This window comes from uncultured Flavobacterium sp. (genome assembly GCF_963922255.1).
Classification (GTDB): domain Bacteria; phylum Bacteroidota; class Bacteroidia; order Flavobacteriales; family Flavobacteriaceae; genus Flavobacterium.
The window spans coordinates 1-19,060 of record NZ_CAWUIC010000009.1 but is presented as its reverse complement, the minus strand read 5'-3'; the positions used below and the strand labels follow the sequence as shown (position 1 = coordinate 19,060).

Here is a 19,060-nt window from a genome sequence, read left to right as displayed (position 1 = left end):
TAAATATGTATAAAAATGAAACTACTAATAATAACAGCTATTGCAGAGTTTGAAAAAGAAATTATTCAGCAATTGAAAAAAGCAGAAGTCGTAACTTTTTCTTATAAAAATGTGATTGGATATAGAGATAATACAGAAGATGCTATAGAATCCAATTGGTTTTCAAGCGAAATGAACAAATCAGAATCTATATTGTTTTATGCTTTTGTGAGAAAAGAAAATGTAGACAAGTTGTTTGAATCCATAAATGAATTTAATACAAAACAAGAAACACTTTCAAAAATTCATGTTGCAGTTTTAGCAATTGAAAAATCAAATTAAAAAATAAAAAAAATGGTAAATAAATTAATAACAAGAATAGCAGGAATATTTATAATTATAAGTGTTCTATTAGGAATGTATGTAAATCCAAACTTTTATTGGTTTACTTTATTTGTTGGAGCAAATTTGCTTCAATCATCATTCACCAATTGGTGCTTATTAGGAGATATACTTCGAAAAGTATTTAAAGTGAAAGATTAAAAACTTAATCGAACAAAAGCATTAGGCGTTCTTTCTAAAGAATAGGTGTTGACTTTTTCCACAACATTTGTATTATTATTAATGCGATAATGTTGGTTAATAGTTGATTGAGTATTTAAAAGATTTTGAATTGAAAAACCGATATCTATTTTAGAATTCTTGTTAAAAGATAAAGAATATGAACTAGAAAAATTTAATTGAAAATAGTCTTCTAAATTTAATGAATTAGGCTCTAGATACACTATTTCAGTATTTTGAGGAATTGATTGCATTATACCAGTAAAAGGTTTTCCGGTGAACCATAATGTTCCTAATGCAAATTTTAGATTTTTAAAATCTGAAATGATAGCTGATTTTAGAGTGTGCTTAATTTCAAAATTATTAGGAAAAGTTGAAGGAATTAAAGTATTAAAGTCATAATTGTTTTCAGAAAAAGTATAACTCAACCAAACTGTAAATGGGTCATACTTTTTTTGAATTAAAAATTCACTACCATAAACCGTATAGTTTCCAGAAGTTTTTATAAATTCAAATTGATTTTGAAATCCTTGACTTCTACTAGTTATTCCTTCAACTTTTTTGTAAAAATTATCGAGTGTAATTAACCAATTTCTTTTTGAAAATGAAAACCCTAAAGATGCTTGGTTGCTTTTTACAATAGGAATATTGTCGTTGTTGGATAATAACCATCTTCTTTTTTCTAAACCTAAAAAATCTTGTTGTAAATCTATTATTTGAGAAATAGTTTGATGTTTTCTTTCACCTAAAATTTCAAGATTTAATGAAGGTGAGATTCTATAATTAAATTGAAGTCTAGGTTCTATTAAAAAAGTAGTAAACGATTCTATATAAGTATTTCTTAAACCAACTTTAGAAGTTATTTTATCATTTTTTGAGTTGAATTTTAATTCTGCTATTAAAGAATGTTTTCTTATTACCTCTTTAATATTTCTGTAAAAAATAGGACTATTTACAGCATCTATATTTCTAACTCCAATTTCATTAAATTGATATCCGTTATAAAATGTGAAATTAGAATTTATTATATGGCTGTTTTCTATTTTTATGCCAGTATCTAAAACGGTATTTTGTTGATTAAAAATTTGGTTGCTTTCGATGGCTTCATTTTCTGAACTTATGTTGTAATACGAAGTGTAAAAAGAAATTTCACTGCTGTTTTTTGAATTCCATTTGGTTTTTAAAAGAGCATTTGCACCATAAGTTTGTTGTTCTAAGCAACTGTTTCGTGTTGTGATGTTATTGTTTTCTGTTTTTGATTGACTAATGTCTAAAACATTTGAGATGCTTAAAATATCAATGAATAAGTCTGAGTTGTTTTTAATTTTTTGATGATATTGAAGTGTAAAGTCATAAAAATAAAAATCTTCTTTAGCACTAAAAGGAATATTTTGATTATCTAAAGAATTAGTTACAATAGTGTTTTGAAAAATTTTATTATAATAATTTTTATAAGTTGGTGAACTAATAATATCGGTAAAAGAACGTCTACCACTAATTTCTAAATTCGATTTATCAGAGGTTTTTATTTTACTATAAAAATCTCCATTGATTAAATTTAAACCAATGGCACCACTAGTTTTTTCAATGGAATCTGTACGAGTTGAAATTAAAACTGTGCTGGAAACACTATTTCCAAAAAAGGCAGAAGTTCCATTTTTAGAAAATGTAATTTTGTGTGCTAGATTAGGATTTAAAGCTGATATTAGCCCAAAAAAATGTCCTGTTTGATAGAGTTGAATGCCATTCCAAAGAAATAAATTTTGGTCATGTGTTCCACCTCTTACACTAATATTCGAAATAATTTCATCACTAGTATTAATACCTGGAATTTGTTGTAAGGTTTGAAAAACATCAGGTTCAGTTAGACCTGGAAGCAATCCTTTCTTTTTCGGATTTATTTCAAAAGTTCCATCTTTTTTCTTTTCAATTCCTTTAGTCAAATATTCTTGTAAAACAATCGAATTTAAATCATTAATTATTCTTTCGATATAAATTTTGGGACAATTTTCAACATATAAACTTGCCGATTGAACGAGCGTTTTTTTGTAATTTAAATGAGAAATTTCTATATCATTTGCTGATTTTAATTTTAATTCAAAATAACCTGAAGCTTCAGATATGGCATAATTTTCTGTGTTTTTTATCAGTATAGTTGCATTTTCAATAGGTTCTTTCGTTTCATTATCATATAAAAATCCACATAAAGGTTTGTCTAGATTTTGGTTGTTGAATATAGAAATATACTTGTCAGAAATAAACTTAAATTTCAATTGAGTCTTATCACTAATATATTCTAATTTAGCTTTTAAACTTAAACCTGAAGCTGGTGGAATAATTTTGAAAACGGCAATTTCCTCTTCTATATAATTAAAAGTTACTGAATGTTGTTCGCTAATTATTGATAAAATGTCTTTTAATAAGATAGTCTTTTCTTTATTTTGAGCTTTTAAACTTAATATAAAGAAAAGACTGAAAAATAAACAATAATGTTTTTTAGTTAAGATCACTTTTTAGTGGAAATTAAATAACTTTTATTTAAATCTTTTTGAATTTCAAAATGGTAGGTAGCCGAAATAATTTGAAGGGCAACATCAATATTGTCTGTAGGGATTTTTCCAGTGAATAATTGATTAGTATCAATATTTTTATAGTTAAATGCTATGTTGTATTGTCTTTCTATTTCTGAAAGTACATTTAATAAATTTTCTTTTTCAAATGAAACTTCTTTATTTATCCAAGTAGGTTGAGCTTCTAAAATAGTTTTGGTAATAATTTTTCGATTATTTTCAAACGAAATTAATTCTCCTTTTGTCAATATAATCTCTTGAGAATTATACTTTACTTTTACTTTACCTTCAAAACAAGTTACATCAAATCGATTATTTCTTGCTTTTACATTAAATTGTGTTCCCAAAACAGTTACTTTTCCTAAGGAAGTATTGACTTCAAAAGTTTTACCTTTTGCTACTTTAAAATAAGCTTCACCATTTAAATCTAAAGTTCTATTATTTTCCCAATTCCATTTTTTAAATTCCATTTCAGAATCTGAGTTTAGTGCTACTTCAGAATTATCAGGTAATAAAAAATTAGTTTTATTTCCTTTTTCAGCTAATTGCGTAGTGGTTAGCATAGTTTGTGTTCCAAAATACAAACCCAAACCAATTACAAAAACGGCAGCAATTTTTACAAACCAATTTTGTAAAGAAATTACTTTTGAGTCTTTCTTTGATTTTAAAACGTTTTGTAAAATTCTATTTTCATCAAAAATAGGTGTTGATAGAAAAGCTGAATTTTCCTTAATTTTATTCCATAACTCATAGTCTGAATCCTTCTTGAATTCGACTAATTCGTCTTCTGACAATTCATTATTTAACCATTTCGCCAATTTGTAGTCTTCTTCCATAATTTTTGAATTACAGTATAGTAACAAGTAAACATAAATTTACCCTACCTAAAATTTTCAATTTCTTTTTTAATTTCGATTAATGCTATATGAATTCTCTTTTCAACAGCTTTAACACTAATGTTTAATTCTTCAGCTATTTCAGCATATTTTTTTCCATCAATTCGATGCATTAAAAACGCTATTCGTTGTGTTTCATTTATATTATTTATTGCTTTCAGGAGTTTGGCTCTAAATTCTTCTTGTTCTAATAGAAATTCTGGATTTTCATTTGTTCTATCTGAATTAGCATTGTTTTTTTCATACTTTAAAACCACTTTTTGATGAGCAATTATATTAAGACTAGAGTTATTAGCAATTGTATATATATAGGATTTTGCTTTTTCAATAGAGACATCTTTGCAATTTTGCCATAATTTGATAAAAGCATCTTGAGCCATATCTTCAGCTTGATTGCTATTGCCAAATTTGTAGTATAAATAATTTCTCAAACCTTGCACATTATTTTTTAAAAAAGCAGAAAAAATTTTTTCATCACAAGTATCTGATATTGAGTTGTTTTTCATTTTTTAAGATGCTATTACTAGTATAAAAGTAAAAAAATATTTCAAACTAGGTAGGGTATTTTAATTTAATATTGTTTTATTATCAAACCAAATAACTTAAACAATGAAAAATATAATTTTATTACTACTAGTTTCTTTATCTATTTTTTCATGTCAAACCGAAGAAGTTGTAATTATTGAAGATAATAACGAAAATTTATCTGCATCATCTCCTTTAGTTTCATTAGTAAGTAGAGTTTCTCAAAACACCACTTCTCAAGATAATATTTTAGACAGTTCAAGTTGTTTCGCGGTTCAACTTCCAGTAATTGTAATTGTAAATAATCAACAAATTACGGTTTCAACATCAGCAGATTACCAAATTGTTCAAGATGCAATTGATGCATTTTCAGACGATGATGATATTGTGAATTTTGTTTATCCAATTGCCATTATTTATCAAGATTTTTCAACTCAAGTAATTTCAAATTCAAATGCATTAGATGATGTTTTAGATGATTGTGGAGAAGATGATGGTTTTGACGAAATTGATTGCATAAGTTTTAATTATCCAATTGTAATTAATATATATAATTCAAATAATCAATTAGCAAATACAGTAACAATTTCAAATGACTCACAATTGTATATTTTTATTGAAAATCTAGATAATTTTGATTTAATAGCTATTAGTTATCCAATATCACTACAAAATTCAAATGGACAAACAATTGTAATTAATTCAAATAATGAATTAGAAAATTTTATAGAAGATGCCATTGATGATTGTGATGATTCTCCAGGAGGAAGTGGTGGAACAGCTACTTTGGCTAATACTATTACAAATGGTACTTGGTATATTTCATATTATTTTGATGATGTAGATGAAACTTCAAATTATAATGGTTATAATTTTACTTTCAATATGAATGGAACTTCAATAGCTATTAATAACTCAACTTCAATAAATGGAATTTGGTCAACTTATATAGATAGTGGTCAAGAAAAATTAGAACTTGCTTTTGATGGATTGACTTTAGATGAGTTAGAAGACGATTGGAAAGTAATAGAATTTTCTTCAAACATCATTAAATTGAAAGATGTAAGTGGAGGAAATGGAGGAACAGATTATTTATATTTCACAAAAAATTAATTAACAAATAAATATAAACTTAAATACTTAAAACATGAGAAAATTAAAATTAATTCCTTTATTAGCAATGATATTTATGCTAAATGTTGCTTCAATGTGTAGTAACGATGATGATTCACCAAATCCATCAAATAACTCAGATCCAACACCTATAATAAATACAGTTACCCAAGGAACTTGGAGAATAACTTTTTATGAAGATTCAGGTGATAATCATACAAATTATTTTACAGGATATAACTTCACTTTTGGCTCTTCTAATGTGCTAACTGCTTCAAATGGAACAAATACATACACTGGTTCTTGGTCTGTTACAAATAGTGATAGTAATGACGATAGTCCTAGTAATGACTTAGATTTCAATATTTTATTTTCGTCACCAGCTAATTTTGCAGATGAATTATCTGATGATTGGGATATTTTATCAAGAACAGATACTAAAATAGAGCTAGTTGATGTAAGTGGAGGAAATGGTGGAACTGACTATCTTACATTTGAAAAAAATTAACTTAAAACCTTTTTGCCTTTTTTAAAATCAGCCTTTTATCAGGCTGATTTTTTTATAAATTATTAACAATAATTCAGCTTTGCAACTTTACAACTTTATACTATCTTTGCAACTTATCAAAATCACAAACCATTATGTTTAATAATTTAACAGATAAATTAGATAAAGCGTTTCATATATTAAAAGGGCACGGAAAAATTACCGATGTAAATGTTGCCGATACCTTAAAAGAAGTACGTAGAGCTTTATTAGATGCCGATGTTAACTTCAAAATTGCGAAAGATTTTACGACTAAAGTTAAAGAAAAAGCAATTGGGCAAAATGTATTAACCAGCTTACAACCAGGTCAATTATTGGTAAAAGTTGTTAAAGACGAATTGACCGAATTAATGGGTGGTGAAGTAGAAGGTGTAAATTTATCTGGAAACCCTTCAGTGATTTTAATGTCAGGTTTACAAGGTTCTGGTAAAACAACTTTCTCTGGAAAGTTAGCCAATTACTTAAAAACTAAAAAAAATAAAAAACCTTTATTGGTTGCCTGTGATATTTATCGTCCAGCGGCAATCAATCAGTTGCATGTAGTTGGAGATCAAATTGGCGTTGAGGTTTATTCTGAACCAGAAAACAAAAATCCAGTTGAAATTGCTCAAAATGCAATCAAACATGCAAAATCAAACGGATTTAATGTTGTAATTGTTGATACAGCGGGTCGTTTAGCGATAGACGAACAAATGATGAACGAAATTGCTGAAGTTCACAAAGCAATTAAACCACAAGAAACTTTGTTTGTGGTGGATGCTATGACAGGTCAAGATGCTGTGAATACTGCAAAAGCTTTCAACGATAAATTAAATTTTGACGGAGTTATCCTTACGAAATTAGATGGTGATACTAGAGGTGGAGCTGCTATTTCTATTAAATCTGTAGTAGATAAGCCTATTAAATTCATCGGTACAGGTGAAAAAATGGATGCTATCGATGTGTTCTATCCTTCACGTATGGCTGATAGAATTTTAGGAATGGGTGATGTTGTTTCTCTTGTAGAAAGAGCTCAGGAGCAATATGATGAGGAAGAAGCAAGAAAAATTCAGAAGAAAATTGCTAAAAACGAATTTGGTTTTGATGATTTCTTATCTCAAATTCAACAAATCAAAAAAATGGGTAGCATGAAAGACTTGGTTGGAATGATACCAGGTGCAGGAAAAGCTATGAAAGATGTAGAAATTGAAGATGATGCTTTCAAACATATTGAAGCAATCATTCATTCTATGACTCCAGCAGAAAGAAGTAAACCTTCTTTAATTGACGTAAAAAGAAAAAATAGAATAGCAAAAGGTTCAGGTACAAAAATTGAACAAGTCAATCAATTGATGAAACAATTTGATCAAATGAGCAAAATGATGAAAATGATGCAAGGTGGTGGAGGCAAAAACATGATGCGAATGATGCAAGGCATGAAAGGGATGAGATAATATAAAGACGCGTTTTATCGCGTCTTTTTTTTAGAAATAAATATTTACTACAACTATACACAACACAAACAAAATGATTTTATTAGACGGTAAAAAAGCTTCAGAAGACATCAAAAATGAAATTGCTGCAGAAGTGAACAAAATGAAGGCTAACGATGAAAAAGTTCCTCATTTAGCTGCAGTAATTGTAGGAAATGATGGAGCAAGTTTAACTTATGTAGGCAGTAAAGTAAGAGCTTGCGAAAGAGTAGGTTTTGAATCTACTTTGATTAAAATGCCAAGCACCACTTCGGAAACTGAATTACTTAAAAAAATTAAAGAACTGAACCTTAATGATGATATTGATGGTTTTATTGTGCAATTACCGTTGCCCAAACAAATTGATACACAAGCCGTTTTAATGGCAATTGATCCAAGTAAAGATGTAGATGGATTTCACCCAGAAAACTTTGGAAAAATGGCATTGGATATGACTACATTTATTCCAGCTACACCTTTTGGAATTTTAGAATTGTTAGAAAGAAATAACGTAGACACTGCTGGAAAACATACCGTTGTAATTGGTCGTAGCCATATTGTAGGTCGTCCAATGAGTATTTTGATGGGAAGAAAAGGGTTTCCTGGAAATTCGACAGTGACATTAACTCACAGTCATACTAAAAACATCAACCAAATTACCAGTCAAGCAGATATTATCATCACGGCTTTAGGTGTTCCAAATTACTTGAAAGCCGAAATGGTAAAAGATGACGTAGTAGTTATTGATGTTGGTATAACAAGAGTAGCTGATGAAACTACCGAAAAAGGCTACCGAATTACTGGAGATGTTGATTTTGAAAATGTTTCTAAAAAAGCTTCTTATATTACACCAGTTCCTGGTGGAGTAGGACCAATGACTATTGCTATGTTGTTAAAAAACACACTTTTAGCTAGAGAACAAAAAAGAATGAAGAATTCATAAATTAGAAAACCTCAAATTACACAAATTTGCACCTACTAATTTGTGTAAATTTGTGTAATTCGTGGTTATATTATAATGAAAATAATCCAAGCTTCAGAATCTCAATTACCTATTGTTGCTGAATTAGCCTATAAAATTTGGCCATCGGCTTATGCTGAAATTCTATCTAAAGAACAACTGTCTTTTATGTTAGGTAAATTCTATAGTTTGGAAGCATTAACTGAACAATTAGAAAAACGCAATCATGTTTTTTTATTAGTAGAAGAAAATGGAAAGTATGTTGGATTTGCTTCTTACGAATCGAATATTGAAAATCACAAGACCAAGATTCATAAAATATATGTTTTGCCAGAAACACAAGGAAAAGGTTATGGAATTCAATTGTTAAATGATATTGAAAATAGAGCTAAAAATGCTAAAGACACAGTTCTTTTCTTAAATGTAAATCGTTTCAATAAGGCCCAATTCTTTTACAAAAAAGCAGGTTTTGAAATCGCTTATGAAGAAGATATTAAAATTGGAAACGGTTATTTGATGGAAGATTTGGTGATGGAGAAAAGTATTTAATTATCTAATTTCATTTTTTTTTTAATTTATACTGTTTTTTTCATAAAACTCTATCGGCAATTCATCTGGATCTCTAGTGAAAGTAAATCTTTTATTCGTAAGTTCATCAATTCTAATAGGTTCAACTTCAATTTTGAAGGAGTTTAAATGCGCAATAATTTTTTCAATATTATTAACTTCAAAAGCTAGATGTCTTAATCCTGTTGATTCTGGTCTTGATAGCCTAGCTGGAGGGTTTGGAAATGAAAATAATTCTAAACAATAAGTGCCTTGAAGTGCTAAATCTAGTTTGTATGATTCTCTTTCTTTTCTATAAATTTCATTTATAATTTCTAATCCAAGAATTTCAGTGTAAAATTTTTTAGAAACCTCATAATTTGAGCATATAATGGCAATATGATGAACTTTATTTAGCATTTTTTTGGTTTAATAATTACTTTACAATTTATTGTGATAGAATTTTTTTCGATCTTTCTTCTAAATCATTATAATCAAATGATTCTTTAATAGAATGTTTTCCAACGTTTAAAACCATTTTGGCATGTTTGATAACTGCTTTTTTATGACTTTTTTTTGTGGCAAATTCATTAATAGTTATTAAAGCTTCCATTAATTTAATGATAACAGCGGTACTGCCAGCAGAAAATTGACGAATTTGATTAAAAGAAGCATTCATTAAACCTTCAAAATCAGTAGTATTTGCTATTAATCTTAATTTTTTTTCTTCATCAACTCTATATTTAGAAGGAAAATCAATTTTTGTAAACAGACACAACGAAGCTGTTAAATTGTCTATACAAGTTATCGCAGTATAAGGATCATTAACTCCTGGTGAAAGTGCTCTTGATGCAATTTCAACCATTTGATGAATGGAAAACTCCACATCTTGATCACCAACTTTAGTTTTTCCAACAAGAAATTGATTACATATTTTTTTTATTTGCTTCTCTTCCAATGAATTATTAAAATACATTTTTCCAATTTCAACATTTTCTACTAAATGATCACCAGGTCTAAAATGCAATTCTAATAAAGTATCAGATTTAGAAGTTTCTTTTAAAAGATATTCACCATCAATATACTGAAGATAACCACTTTTTTGAGATTTAATAGCTATAGTATTTTGATATTTAGCTTTTATATTATCAACAATATTAATTTTTTCATGATCTAACGGTTCTCCAATTTCTTTTGGATATAAAATATGAATTTGATTATGAATATTTTCGGAAACATCAGAGATAACTTTATCTGCTTGAATGCTTGTTGCTATTTTATGTATAAATATTATTAGCAAAATAATATTGACTAATGCAGCTATTATTGCAACAAGAATAGAAATGATGGGCATAAAAGTATATGAATCATTTTCTTTTATAGCATTTAAAACAAAAAGACAATATAAATAAGTAGCAACATAAGAACCTAAAACCACTTGATTAAGTCTTACATACATGAAGTTTTTAATCAATCTTGGTCCAAATTGTGAGGAAGCTAAAGTTAAAGCAACAAGTGTAACTGAGAAAACTGTTCCAGCTACACCGATCATTGCACCAGAAATAGTAGATAAAATGCTTCGAGCAGAATCGGCACTATTTACAAAAAAATATTTGCCTAAACCATCTTGTGATAATTGTACTTCTTGATCTAAAATCACTAAGCCTACAGAAAGAAAAATTGAAAGTATGATTATCAATACTGGAATAAACCAAAATGTATCCATTAACTTATTATAAAAGAATAGTATTTTTTTCATATTAGAAATTAATTTTTCTGACTGTTTTTTGATGTTAAGTAAATTTAACACAAAACTTCTCTAATACAAAGAAAGTGGTTAACTTTTATAAAAATTGAATTTATTTCTTTTTGAAAATTTTTGTAGCTGTGGCTCTTTGACCGGGAATTTTTCTGTCTACTTTTGGCAAACTGGCTTCTTCGGTTTTACTTGAAGGTTCAATCAATTGGTTTAATTGAGTGATTTCAGCTTCTGTTAGATCTCTGTATTTTCCAACAGGAATGTCTAATGAAATATTAATGATTCGAGTTCGCTTTAAGGCAACAACTTCATAATCTAAATACTCACACATTCTTCGAATTTGACGGTTTAAACCTTGTGTCAATATAATTCGAAAAACAGTTTTGCTAATTTGTTCGACTTTACATTTTTTAGTTAATGTGTCTAAAATCGGAATTCCATTAGCCATTCTTTGGATGAAACGTTCCGTAATTGTTTTGTTTACAGTTACAATATATTCTTTTTCGTGATTGTTTCTAGCACGAAGAATTTTATTGACAATGTCACCATCGTTAGTCATGAAAATTAATCCTTCACTGGCTTTGTCTAGTCGTCCAATCGGGAAAATACGTTCTGGATAATTAATATAATCTACTATATTATCTCGAACATTTTGATTTGTTGTGCATTCAATTCCAACAGGTTTGTGGAAAGCTAAATAGATTCTTTTTTCAGTATTTTCATTAATTAAAACACCATCAACTCGAACTTCATCTTTAGAAGTGATTTTTGTGCCCATTTCTGGTACAATACCATTAATTGTTACTCTTCCTTGGTCAATTAATTTATCGGCTTCTCTACGCGAGCAGTAGCCAGATTCTGATAAAAATTTATTGATACGAGTTGCATTTTCTTCCATATGGCAAAGATATACAAAATTGAATTATGATTTTTATATTAGTAATTATGATTTACGTATAGACAATTACGAATTCTCGAAAATTTTACATAGAGAAACTATGTTAACTAAGTAAAGCGAAGCGACTTTTTCGACAAAGTAATTCTAACTAACTATGTGGTAAAAAAAAAACAGAAGATTAATCGAGTTTAGCTTGATAAGTTTGTACTTAAATTTAAAACAAAAAAAAATCCCGATTTTCATCGGGATTTGTATTACATTTTAGCGAAAAGCTTTTCCATTTTCTCTCTTTCTTCATCAGCTAACATACTGTCAACCAAAATTCGACCACTATGTTCGTCAGTGATAATTTTCTTTCTACCAGCAATTTCCATTTGAGTTTGCGGTGGAATTGTAAAGAAAGAACCTGCTGAAGCTCCACGTTCGATAGAAACCACTGCCATTCCGTTTCTTACACTAGATCTAATTCTGTTGTAAGCGTTTAACAATCTTTCTTCAATTTGTTTTTGGTATTCTTCTGATTTTTTTGTCAAGAAAGTTTCTTCTTTTTCAGTTTCAGATAAAATATCGTTTAATTCAGATTTCTTATGTTTTAAGTGAGTTTGTTTAGTTTCTAAACGCTCTTTGGATTGAGCTATAACTTCTTTTTTGTGCTCCATTGAAGCCTTCATCTCTTTAATGTGTTTTTCAGCTAACTGAATTTCTAATTCTTGAAATTCCATTTCTTTTGCTAAAGAGTTGAATTCTCTGTTGTTACGAACATTTTTTTGTTGCTCTAAATATTTTTTAATTGAAGATTTGTGTTCTTCAATCGCATTTTTCTTTTCTTTGATTTTTTCATCAATCCCTTCTAAGTCAGTTTTCAACTTATCTAAACGAGTAGTTAAACCTGCTACTTCGTCTTCTAAATCTTCCACTTCTAAAGGTAATTCACCTCTCACATTTCTGATTTCATCAATTTTAGAATCGATTAGTTGCAAAGCATATAATGCTCTTAATTTGTCTTCAACGCTTAATTCTTTTGTAGTTGCCATATTTTAAAAGTACTTAACTGGATTTGTATTTTCTTCTGATAAAATGATTGCAAAATTAGTGATTTTTTCTTTAAGATAATCAACAATATAGTTTTTTGTAAATCTTTCACTTTCAAAGTGACCAATATCAGCTAATAAAAGTTGGTTTTCAGCTTCGTAAAATTGATGGTATTTTAAATCTGCAGTAAGGTAAGCGTCTGCTCCAGAGCTGATTGCGTTTTTAATAGCATAGCTTCCCGAGCCACCTAGAACGGCTACCTTTTTAATTTTTTTTCCTGTTAAATTGCTATGTCGAATACCTTTGCAATCTAATTTTTCACGAACTAATTGTAAGAAATCTGTTTCTGAAAGTGCATTTTTAAGTAAACCAACTCTTCCTAAACCAATATTTTGATGTTCATTTTCGAGATTGTAAATTTCATAAGCAATCTCTTCATAAACGTGATTTGAAAACAAAGCTTTTAAGATTTTAGATTGTAGATGTTTCTCAAAAGTGACTTCAATTTTGATTTCTTTCGCCTCCACAAATTCAAATTGCGACCCTACTTCTGGGTTGCTATTTTCATTTCCCATATAAGTACCAATTCCTTGACTGTTGAAACTGCAATCTTCGTAATTACCAATGTTTCCAGCACCAGCTTCAAATAAAGCATTTCTTAATTGTTCAGCATTTTCTGGAACAGTATAAGTCACTAATTTTTGAATATAATTTTGTTTCGGAATCAATACTTTGGAATTTTCTACTCCTAAAGCATCACAAAAAATCTTGTTTACACCATCTTTATGATTGTCCAAAGCTGTATGAACTGCGTAAATCGCTATATCATTTTTAATGGCTTTTATAACGGCTCTTTCTACATAATTTTTCCCTGTAATTTTCTTTAAACCACTAAAAAGAATAGGGTGAAAACACACCACTAAATTACATTTGTTAGCAATAGCTTCTTCAATTACAGCTTCTAAAGCATCGTGACAAACTAAAATGCCAGTTAAATCTACATTTTTGTCACCAACTAATAATCCAACATTATCAAAACTTTCAGCATAACCTAATGGTGCCATTTCTTCAAGTATTGCAAGTGTATCTTTGATTTTCATTTGGAAATAATTTTTAGTTTAACAAAGTAACGAATAATCATTTCAAGATAAAAATTAGATGTAAAAAAATTGTATTTTCGTGCAATGAACATTTTTCGAAAACTACTTTTTCCGGTTGCACTGATTTATTGGTTGGTGACTTTTATTAGAAATTTTCTATATGATGTTGGGATTTTTAAAAGTGAAAGCTTTGATATTCCGATTATTGCAGTGGGAAATTTGAGTGTTGGTGGTACAGGAAAATCTCCTCAAATAGAATATTTAATTCGATTATTATCTGATCAATATCAAGTAGCAACTTTGAGTAGAGGTTACAAAAGAAGTACAACTGGTTTTGTTTTAGCTGATGAAAATGCTAACGCAAAAACACTTGGAGATGAACCATTTCAATTTTATTCAAAATACCCAAAAACGATTGTTGCTGTTGATGAAAATAGAGTAGAAGGTATTGAAATTTTGTTGGATTTACACAATAAGCCAAATGTTATTTTACTAGATGATGCTTTTCAACACAGGAAAGTTAAAGCAGGATGCTATGTTTTATTGACAGCTTATGATGATTTATTTTGTGATGATTTTATTTTGCCTTTTGGAAATTTACGCGAACCAAGTTTTGGAAAAAATCGGGCTGATATGATAATTGTCACTAAATGTCCGAATGATATTGACGAACTTGCACAACAGAAAATTAAAGAGAAACTGAACGTTTCACAACCTGTTTATTTTACTACAATTGCTTATGATGAAAATGTTTATAATGAATCAGGCAAACTTTCAGTAAATAAAATAAAAGAAGAAGAAAAAGTTGTAGTTGCTGGAATTGCAAAACCAAAACCATTTTTCGATTTTTTAGAAGCAAATTCAAGTGAAACACTGGTTTTTTCTGATCATCACAATTTTGAAGAAAAAGATATAGAAACAATTTTAAATAAAGCAAAAAATAATAAAATCATTACTACTGAAAAAGATTATGTGCGTTTGAAAGGACTTTTGCCAAAGGATAAATTATACTATTTACCTATTCAATCCCAATTTATAAATTCAGGTGCTGATTTTGATAAAAAAATAGTAGATTATGTGGGAAAAAGTTCTAGAAACAGTTAATTATATTCAATCGAAAACTAATAATTTTAAACCAGATTTTGGTGTGATTTTAGGTTCAGGTTTAGGAGGTTTTTCAGAAGATATTCAAATTGAATTTACTTTAGAATATAAAGATGTTCCTAATTTTCCTGTTTCAACAGTTCATGGGCATAAAGGAGCTTTGTTGTTTGGTACAATTGGTGTAAAAAAAGTAGTTGCTATGCAAGGAAGATTTCATTTTTATGAAGGTTATAATATGCAAGAAGTAACTTTTCCGGTTCGTGTGATGAAATATTTAGGCTTACAAAATTTAATAGTTTCCAATGCTTCTGGTGGTGTAAATCCAAAATATAAAGTTGGTGATGTTATATTAATCACTGATCATATTAATATGATGCCAGAACATCCTTTACGAGGAAAAAATGAGGAACGTTTTGGACCAAGATTTGTAAATATGAGCGAACCTTATTCAAGAAAAATGATTCAATCTGCAAAAGAAATTGCAAAAAACTTGAATATCGAAGTTAAAGAAGGGGTTTATGTAGGTTTACAAGGACCAACTTTTGAAACTTTAGCAGAATATAAAATGGTAAAAGCTATTGGTGGTGATTGTGTTGGAATGTCAACTGTACCTGAAGTTATTGTAGCTAAACATATGAATATGGATTGCTTTGGAATTTCTGTAATTACTGATATGGGTGATGCTGAAAGTATTGAAGAAGTAAATCACGAAGAAGTTTTAAAAGCAGCTCAAAAGGCTGAACCTCTTGTTAGAAATTTGATTAAAAACTTAATTAGTAGTAGTTAGTAAATTAATTATTTTTGTGTAAAATAATTTGGTATCGATAGGTTTATTGATGTAATCGTTCATTCCTTTTGATTTTATATTTTGAACGCATTCTTCACCTTCAATGACAATTGCAGTAAAAGCAATAATTGGAGTTATAATACCGAAATTTCTAATTTCTTCGGATACTTTATCACCATTAATATCCGGTAAATTAATATCCATAATTATAATGTCATACTTATTTTGCTTCGCCAATTTTAAAGCTTCTTTTCCATTGGAAGCAATTGTGCAATATGCATTGTGTTTTTCGATAAGTTTTTGTGTAATTACTTGAGTGATGCTATTATCTTCAACTAGTAGGAAATTTTTATCCTCTAAAATTGAATAATCTAAATCATCAGAATTTTGTTCAATATACTCTTTATCAGTTTTAAATTTTAGTTCGAAATTAAAATTACTTCCTACATTTTCCTCGCTATACAAATTTATAGAGCTACCTAAATGTTCTAATAATTTTTTTACAATGGTTAAACCTAAACCTGTTCCTCCAAATTTTCTGCTTATTTCTGAAGAACCTTGCGTAAAATTTTCAAAAATCAATTCTTGTTTTTCTTTTGGAATTCCCATTCCATTATCAATTACTTCAAATTTTACTGTTACTTCTTGATCTGTTTTTCTTATTAATTTTAAGTTGGTTGTTACCGTTCCATTTCCACTAAATTTTATAGCATTTGAAATTAAATTAATCAAAATTTGAGAAACTTTAGTTGGATCTCCAATTACTTTTTTAGGAATTTCTTCGTCAATATTGATATCACATTGTACATTATTGAGTTTTGCAATTTCATATAATGATTTGTCAATATTTTCAATTTTTTTTCGAAGATTGAATTCAATCTCTTCAGTAGAAAAATTAGGAGATTCTATTTTATTGATTTGAAGCACATCGTTAATTAAGTTCATCAAGTGATTTGTTGAAATTTGCAATGAGATTATATTCTCAACTTGACTTTCCTTTGGATCTTCATTCATTAATATTTCAGAAATAATATTAATGGCATTTAAAGGAGTTCTTAATTCGTGACTAATTGTAGCTAAAAAATCACTTTTGGCTTTAATGGCTTTTTCAGACCTTTCTTTTTCTCGTTCTAATTCTTTATTTTTCTCCTTTAGAAGATTATTGCTTTTATTTTCAATAGTATTGTTTTTGTATAAAGCTAAACTCAATAATGATAAAATTGCTACTAAAGCAATACTTAACAAGTTTACTAATTTACTAAAATGTTTGGTTTTGTCTATTTCGGAATTAATAACTTGAGAAGTATTAATAGGATTAACTTGTGTTTGATTATTGTGTTTTATTTCTTTTAAATTTGTTGAAAGAGTAATAATTTCAGAAAAATAACCAGAGGTAATAATAGATTTTGCGTTAGCATAAATGCTAAAAAAAAGAAAAATTAAAAAAATCAATCTTTTCATACACAATTGTTTATATAGTAAAAGTAATAATTATTTTTCTATGTAGGATATTAAATCGATTATTCTCGACGAATAACCAATTTCATTGTCATACCAACCCACTATCTTAACCATATTGTCAATTACAGAAGTTAATTGAGCATCAAAAAGACACGAATTTGTATTACCAATAATATCGACAGAAACAATTGGATCTTCTGTATAATCTAAAAACCCTTTTAAAGTAGTTTCAGATGCTTTTTTGAATGCGTTGTTAATTTCTTCAATAGTTACTTTTCGTTTGACATTTAAAGTAATATCAGTCAAAGAACCATCAGGAACAGGAACACGAATGCCACAACCACCAATTTTACCTTCTAATTCAGGAAAAATTTTAGTTAAAGCTTTCGCTGCACCTGTTGTTGTTGGAACAATGGATTGTGATGCGCCTCTTGCTCTTCGTAAATCTTTATGAGGTTGATCGTGTAAACTTTGATCAGTAGTGTAGGAGTGAACCGTTGTAATGTAAGCTTGTTCAATTCCACACAATTCTTGCATAATTTTTAGCATTGGAGCAGCATTGTTTGTCGTGCAACTTGCATTTGAAATTATAGTTTCAGAACCCTCTAAAATATGTTCATTTACACCTAAAACAACCGTTTTGATTTTTTCATCTTCTGGTGGAACAGAAAGAATGACTTTTTTTGCACCAGCACTTAAATGTTGATTAAGTAACTCTGTAGTTTTGAATTTACCTGTTGCTTCAATTACAACATCAATATTTAAGGATTTCCAATCTAAATTTTTGATTTCTTTTTCATTAAAAAATAAATAGGATTTATCATCTATAATAATTGTATCTGAAGTATGAGAAACTTTTTCTTTCAAAACTCCATGAATGCTATCGTATTTGATAAGGTGACTCATGGTTTTAGTATCAGCAATATCATTTATAGCAATCACTTCAATCGTAGGATGATTTAAAAGTAAGCGAAATAAATTGCGACCAATTCTTCCAAAACCATTAATTGCAATTCGAGTTTTTATCATTTTATTCTTTGGAATTTGGAATTTTAATATTGGAATTTTTTACAAGATATGTTTTTCAGCATGGTAAGATGAACGTACCAAAGCACCACTTTCAACATGTCTAAAACCAAGTTCTTTACCAATTTTTTCGTATTTTTCGAATTGTTCTGGAGTGATAAATTCTTTAACAGGTAAATGTTTTTTTGAAGGTTGAAGGTATTGTCCGATTGTTACAATGTCAACTTTAGCATTTGCTAAATCGTGTAAAACTTCAATAACTTCTTCTTCCGTTTCTCCTAAACCTAGCATGATTCCAGATTTAGTTCTTTTGATTCCTTGTTCCTTTAAGTAACGCAAAACTTCTAAACTTCTTTCATATTTTGCTTGAATACGAACTTCACGTGTTAAACGTTTTACGGTTTCCATATTGTGCGAAACTACTTCTGGAGCAACTTCAACAATTCGATCAATGTTTCTAGTATTTCCTTGAAAATCAGGAATAAGTGTTTCTAAAGTTGTAGTAGGATTCATTCTTCGAATGGCTTTTACGGTTTCAGCCCAAATAATGGAGCCCATATCTTTAATATCATCTCTGTCAACACTTGTAATAACAGCATGTTTGATACTCATTAATTTGATAGAACGCGCTACTTTTTCCGGTTCATCCCAATCCACATCTTCTGGACGACCCGTTTTTACACCACAAAAACCACAAGAACGCGTACAAATATTTCCTAAAATCATAAATGTTGCAGTTCCTTC

Annotated in this window: 20 protein-coding genes; 9 read left to right on the top strand and 11 right to left on the bottom strand. The window is 28.7% G+C overall.

Annotated elements, in window-relative coordinates; genetic code table 11:
* The first annotated feature begins 15 nt into the window (after positions 1-15).
* Both AABJ49_RS08520 and AABJ49_RS08515 read left to right on the top strand, forming a co-directional pair.
* A complete protein-coding gene (locus AABJ49_RS08520; protein WP_338377859.1) occupies positions 16-321 on the top strand; it encodes a hypothetical protein in 306 nt (101 codons plus the stop codon).
* Positions 322-333: 12 nt separating this feature from the next.
* Entirely contained in the window at positions 334-522 is a 189-nt protein-coding gene (locus AABJ49_RS08515; RefSeq protein ID WP_338377858.1) for a DUF2892 domain-containing protein, read from the top strand.
* Here the strand turns inward: AABJ49_RS08515 and AABJ49_RS08510 are convergent.
* From AABJ49_RS08510 to AABJ49_RS08500, 3 genes are read right to left on the bottom strand one after another with little or no spacing between them, the layout of a single operon-like run.
* Positions 519-3,050, bottom strand: coding sequence for a carboxypeptidase-like regulatory domain-containing protein (locus tag AABJ49_RS08510; RefSeq protein WP_338377857.1), 2,532 nt, complete (start codon positions 3,048-3,050; stop codon positions 519-521). The genes AABJ49_RS08515 and AABJ49_RS08510 overlap by 4 nt on opposite strands.
* Positions 3,047-3,946 carry a FecR family protein gene (locus AABJ49_RS08505; protein WP_338377856.1) on the bottom strand — a complete coding sequence of 300 codons (900 nt, stop codon included), beginning with the start codon at positions 3,944-3,946 and terminating at the stop codon, positions 3,047-3,049. Before AABJ49_RS08505 ends, AABJ49_RS08510 begins: the two co-directional genes overlap by 4 nt.
* A gap of 44 nt (positions 3,947-3,990) precedes the next feature.
* Positions 3,991-4,512 (bottom strand): sigma-70 family RNA polymerase sigma factor, encoded by a 522-nt coding sequence (locus AABJ49_RS08500; protein ID WP_338377855.1) that lies wholly within the window; start codon positions 4,510-4,512, stop codon positions 3,991-3,993.
* A 103-nt stretch (positions 4,513-4,615) separates the two neighbouring features.
* Between AABJ49_RS08500 and AABJ49_RS08495 the strand changes: the two genes are divergently transcribed.
* From AABJ49_RS08495 to AABJ49_RS08475, 5 genes are all read left to right on the top strand, one after another.
* A complete protein-coding gene (locus AABJ49_RS08495; RefSeq protein WP_338377854.1) occupies positions 4,616-5,644 on the top strand; it encodes a hypothetical protein in 1,029 nt (342 codons plus the stop codon).
* Between the two features lie 34 nt (positions 5,645-5,678).
* Positions 5,679-6,152: a hypothetical protein gene (locus AABJ49_RS08490; protein WP_338377853.1), complete on the top strand. Its 474-nt coding sequence runs from the start codon at positions 5,679-5,681 to the stop codon at positions 6,150-6,152.
* A gap of 134 nt (positions 6,153-6,286) precedes the next feature.
* Positions 6,287-7,624: a signal recognition particle protein gene (gene ffh / locus AABJ49_RS08485; protein ID WP_338377852.1), complete on the top strand. Its 1,338-nt coding sequence runs from the start codon at positions 6,287-6,289 to the stop codon at positions 7,622-7,624.
* A gap of 73 nt (positions 7,625-7,697) precedes the next feature.
* Entirely contained in the window at positions 7,698-8,585 is an 888-nt protein-coding gene (locus AABJ49_RS08480; protein ID WP_338377851.1) for a tetrahydrofolate dehydrogenase/cyclohydrolase catalytic domain-containing protein, read from the top strand.
* A 75-nt stretch (positions 8,586-8,660) separates the two neighbouring features.
* Positions 8,661-9,152 carry a GNAT family N-acetyltransferase gene (locus AABJ49_RS08475; protein WP_338377850.1) on the top strand — a complete coding sequence of 164 codons (492 nt, stop codon included), beginning with the start codon at positions 8,661-8,663 and terminating at the stop codon, positions 9,150-9,152.
* Positions 9,153-9,173: 21 nt separating this feature from the next.
* Here AABJ49_RS08475 and AABJ49_RS08470 read toward each other — a convergent pair whose 3' ends face one another.
* The 5 genes from AABJ49_RS08470 to AABJ49_RS08450 all read right to left on the bottom strand — a co-directional run bounded on the left by AABJ49_RS08470 (position 9,174) and on the right by AABJ49_RS08450 (position 13,938).
* Positions 9,174-9,569, bottom strand: a complete 396-nt coding sequence (locus AABJ49_RS08470; protein ID WP_338377849.1) for a VOC family protein — start codon at positions 9,567-9,569, stop codon at positions 9,174-9,176.
* A gap of 28 nt (positions 9,570-9,597) precedes the next feature.
* Positions 9,598-10,908: a DUF2254 domain-containing protein gene (locus tag AABJ49_RS08465; RefSeq protein ID WP_338377848.1), complete on the bottom strand. Its 1,311-nt coding sequence runs from the start codon at positions 10,906-10,908 to the stop codon at positions 9,598-9,600.
* A 100-nt stretch (positions 10,909-11,008) separates the two neighbouring features.
* On the bottom strand, positions 11,009-11,806 hold the full coding sequence (gene rluF / locus AABJ49_RS08460; RefSeq protein ID WP_338377847.1) for a 23S rRNA pseudouridine(2604) synthase RluF: 798 nt from the start codon (positions 11,804-11,806) through the stop codon (positions 11,009-11,011).
* A gap of 254 nt (positions 11,807-12,060) precedes the next feature.
* Positions 12,061-12,840: a C4-type zinc ribbon domain-containing protein gene (locus tag AABJ49_RS08455; RefSeq protein ID WP_338377846.1), complete on the bottom strand. Its 780-nt coding sequence runs from the start codon at positions 12,838-12,840 to the stop codon at positions 12,061-12,063.
* 3 nt (positions 12,841-12,843) lie between these two features.
* Positions 12,844-13,938, bottom strand: coding sequence for a Nif3-like dinuclear metal center hexameric protein (locus AABJ49_RS08450; protein WP_338377845.1), 1,095 nt, complete (start codon positions 13,936-13,938; stop codon positions 12,844-12,846).
* Positions 13,939-14,022: 84 nt separating this feature from the next.
* On the opposite strand from AABJ49_RS08450, the gene lpxK reads away from it, so the two are divergent.
* Together lpxK and AABJ49_RS08440 are read left to right on the top strand one after the other, a co-directional pair.
* A complete protein-coding gene (gene lpxK / locus AABJ49_RS08445) occupies positions 14,023-15,042 on the top strand; it encodes a tetraacyldisaccharide 4'-kinase (RefSeq protein ID WP_338377844.1) in 1,020 nt (339 codons plus the stop codon).
* Entirely contained in the window at positions 15,014-15,829 is an 816-nt protein-coding gene (locus AABJ49_RS08440) for a purine-nucleoside phosphorylase (protein WP_338377843.1), read from the top strand. Before lpxK ends, AABJ49_RS08440 begins: the two co-directional genes overlap by 29 nt.
* On the opposite strand, the gene AABJ49_RS08435 is transcribed toward AABJ49_RS08440, so the two are convergent.
* The 3 genes from AABJ49_RS08435 to AABJ49_RS08425 form a co-directional block, all read right to left on the bottom strand.
* A complete protein-coding gene (locus tag AABJ49_RS08435) occupies positions 15,812-17,290 on the bottom strand; it encodes an ATP-binding protein (RefSeq protein ID WP_338377842.1) in 1,479 nt (492 codons plus the stop codon). The two genes, AABJ49_RS08440 and AABJ49_RS08435, sit on opposite strands and share 18 nt — an antisense overlap.
* A gap of 30 nt (positions 17,291-17,320) precedes the next feature.
* Positions 17,321-18,319 carry a type I glyceraldehyde-3-phosphate dehydrogenase gene (gene gap / locus AABJ49_RS08430; RefSeq protein ID WP_338377841.1) on the bottom strand — a complete coding sequence of 333 codons (999 nt, stop codon included), beginning with the start codon at positions 18,317-18,319 and terminating at the stop codon, positions 17,321-17,323.
* 39 nt (positions 18,320-18,358) lie between these two features.
* The coding region (locus AABJ49_RS08425) for a lipoyl synthase (RefSeq protein WP_338377840.1) at positions 18,359-19,060 on the bottom strand (702 nt) is incomplete at its 5' end.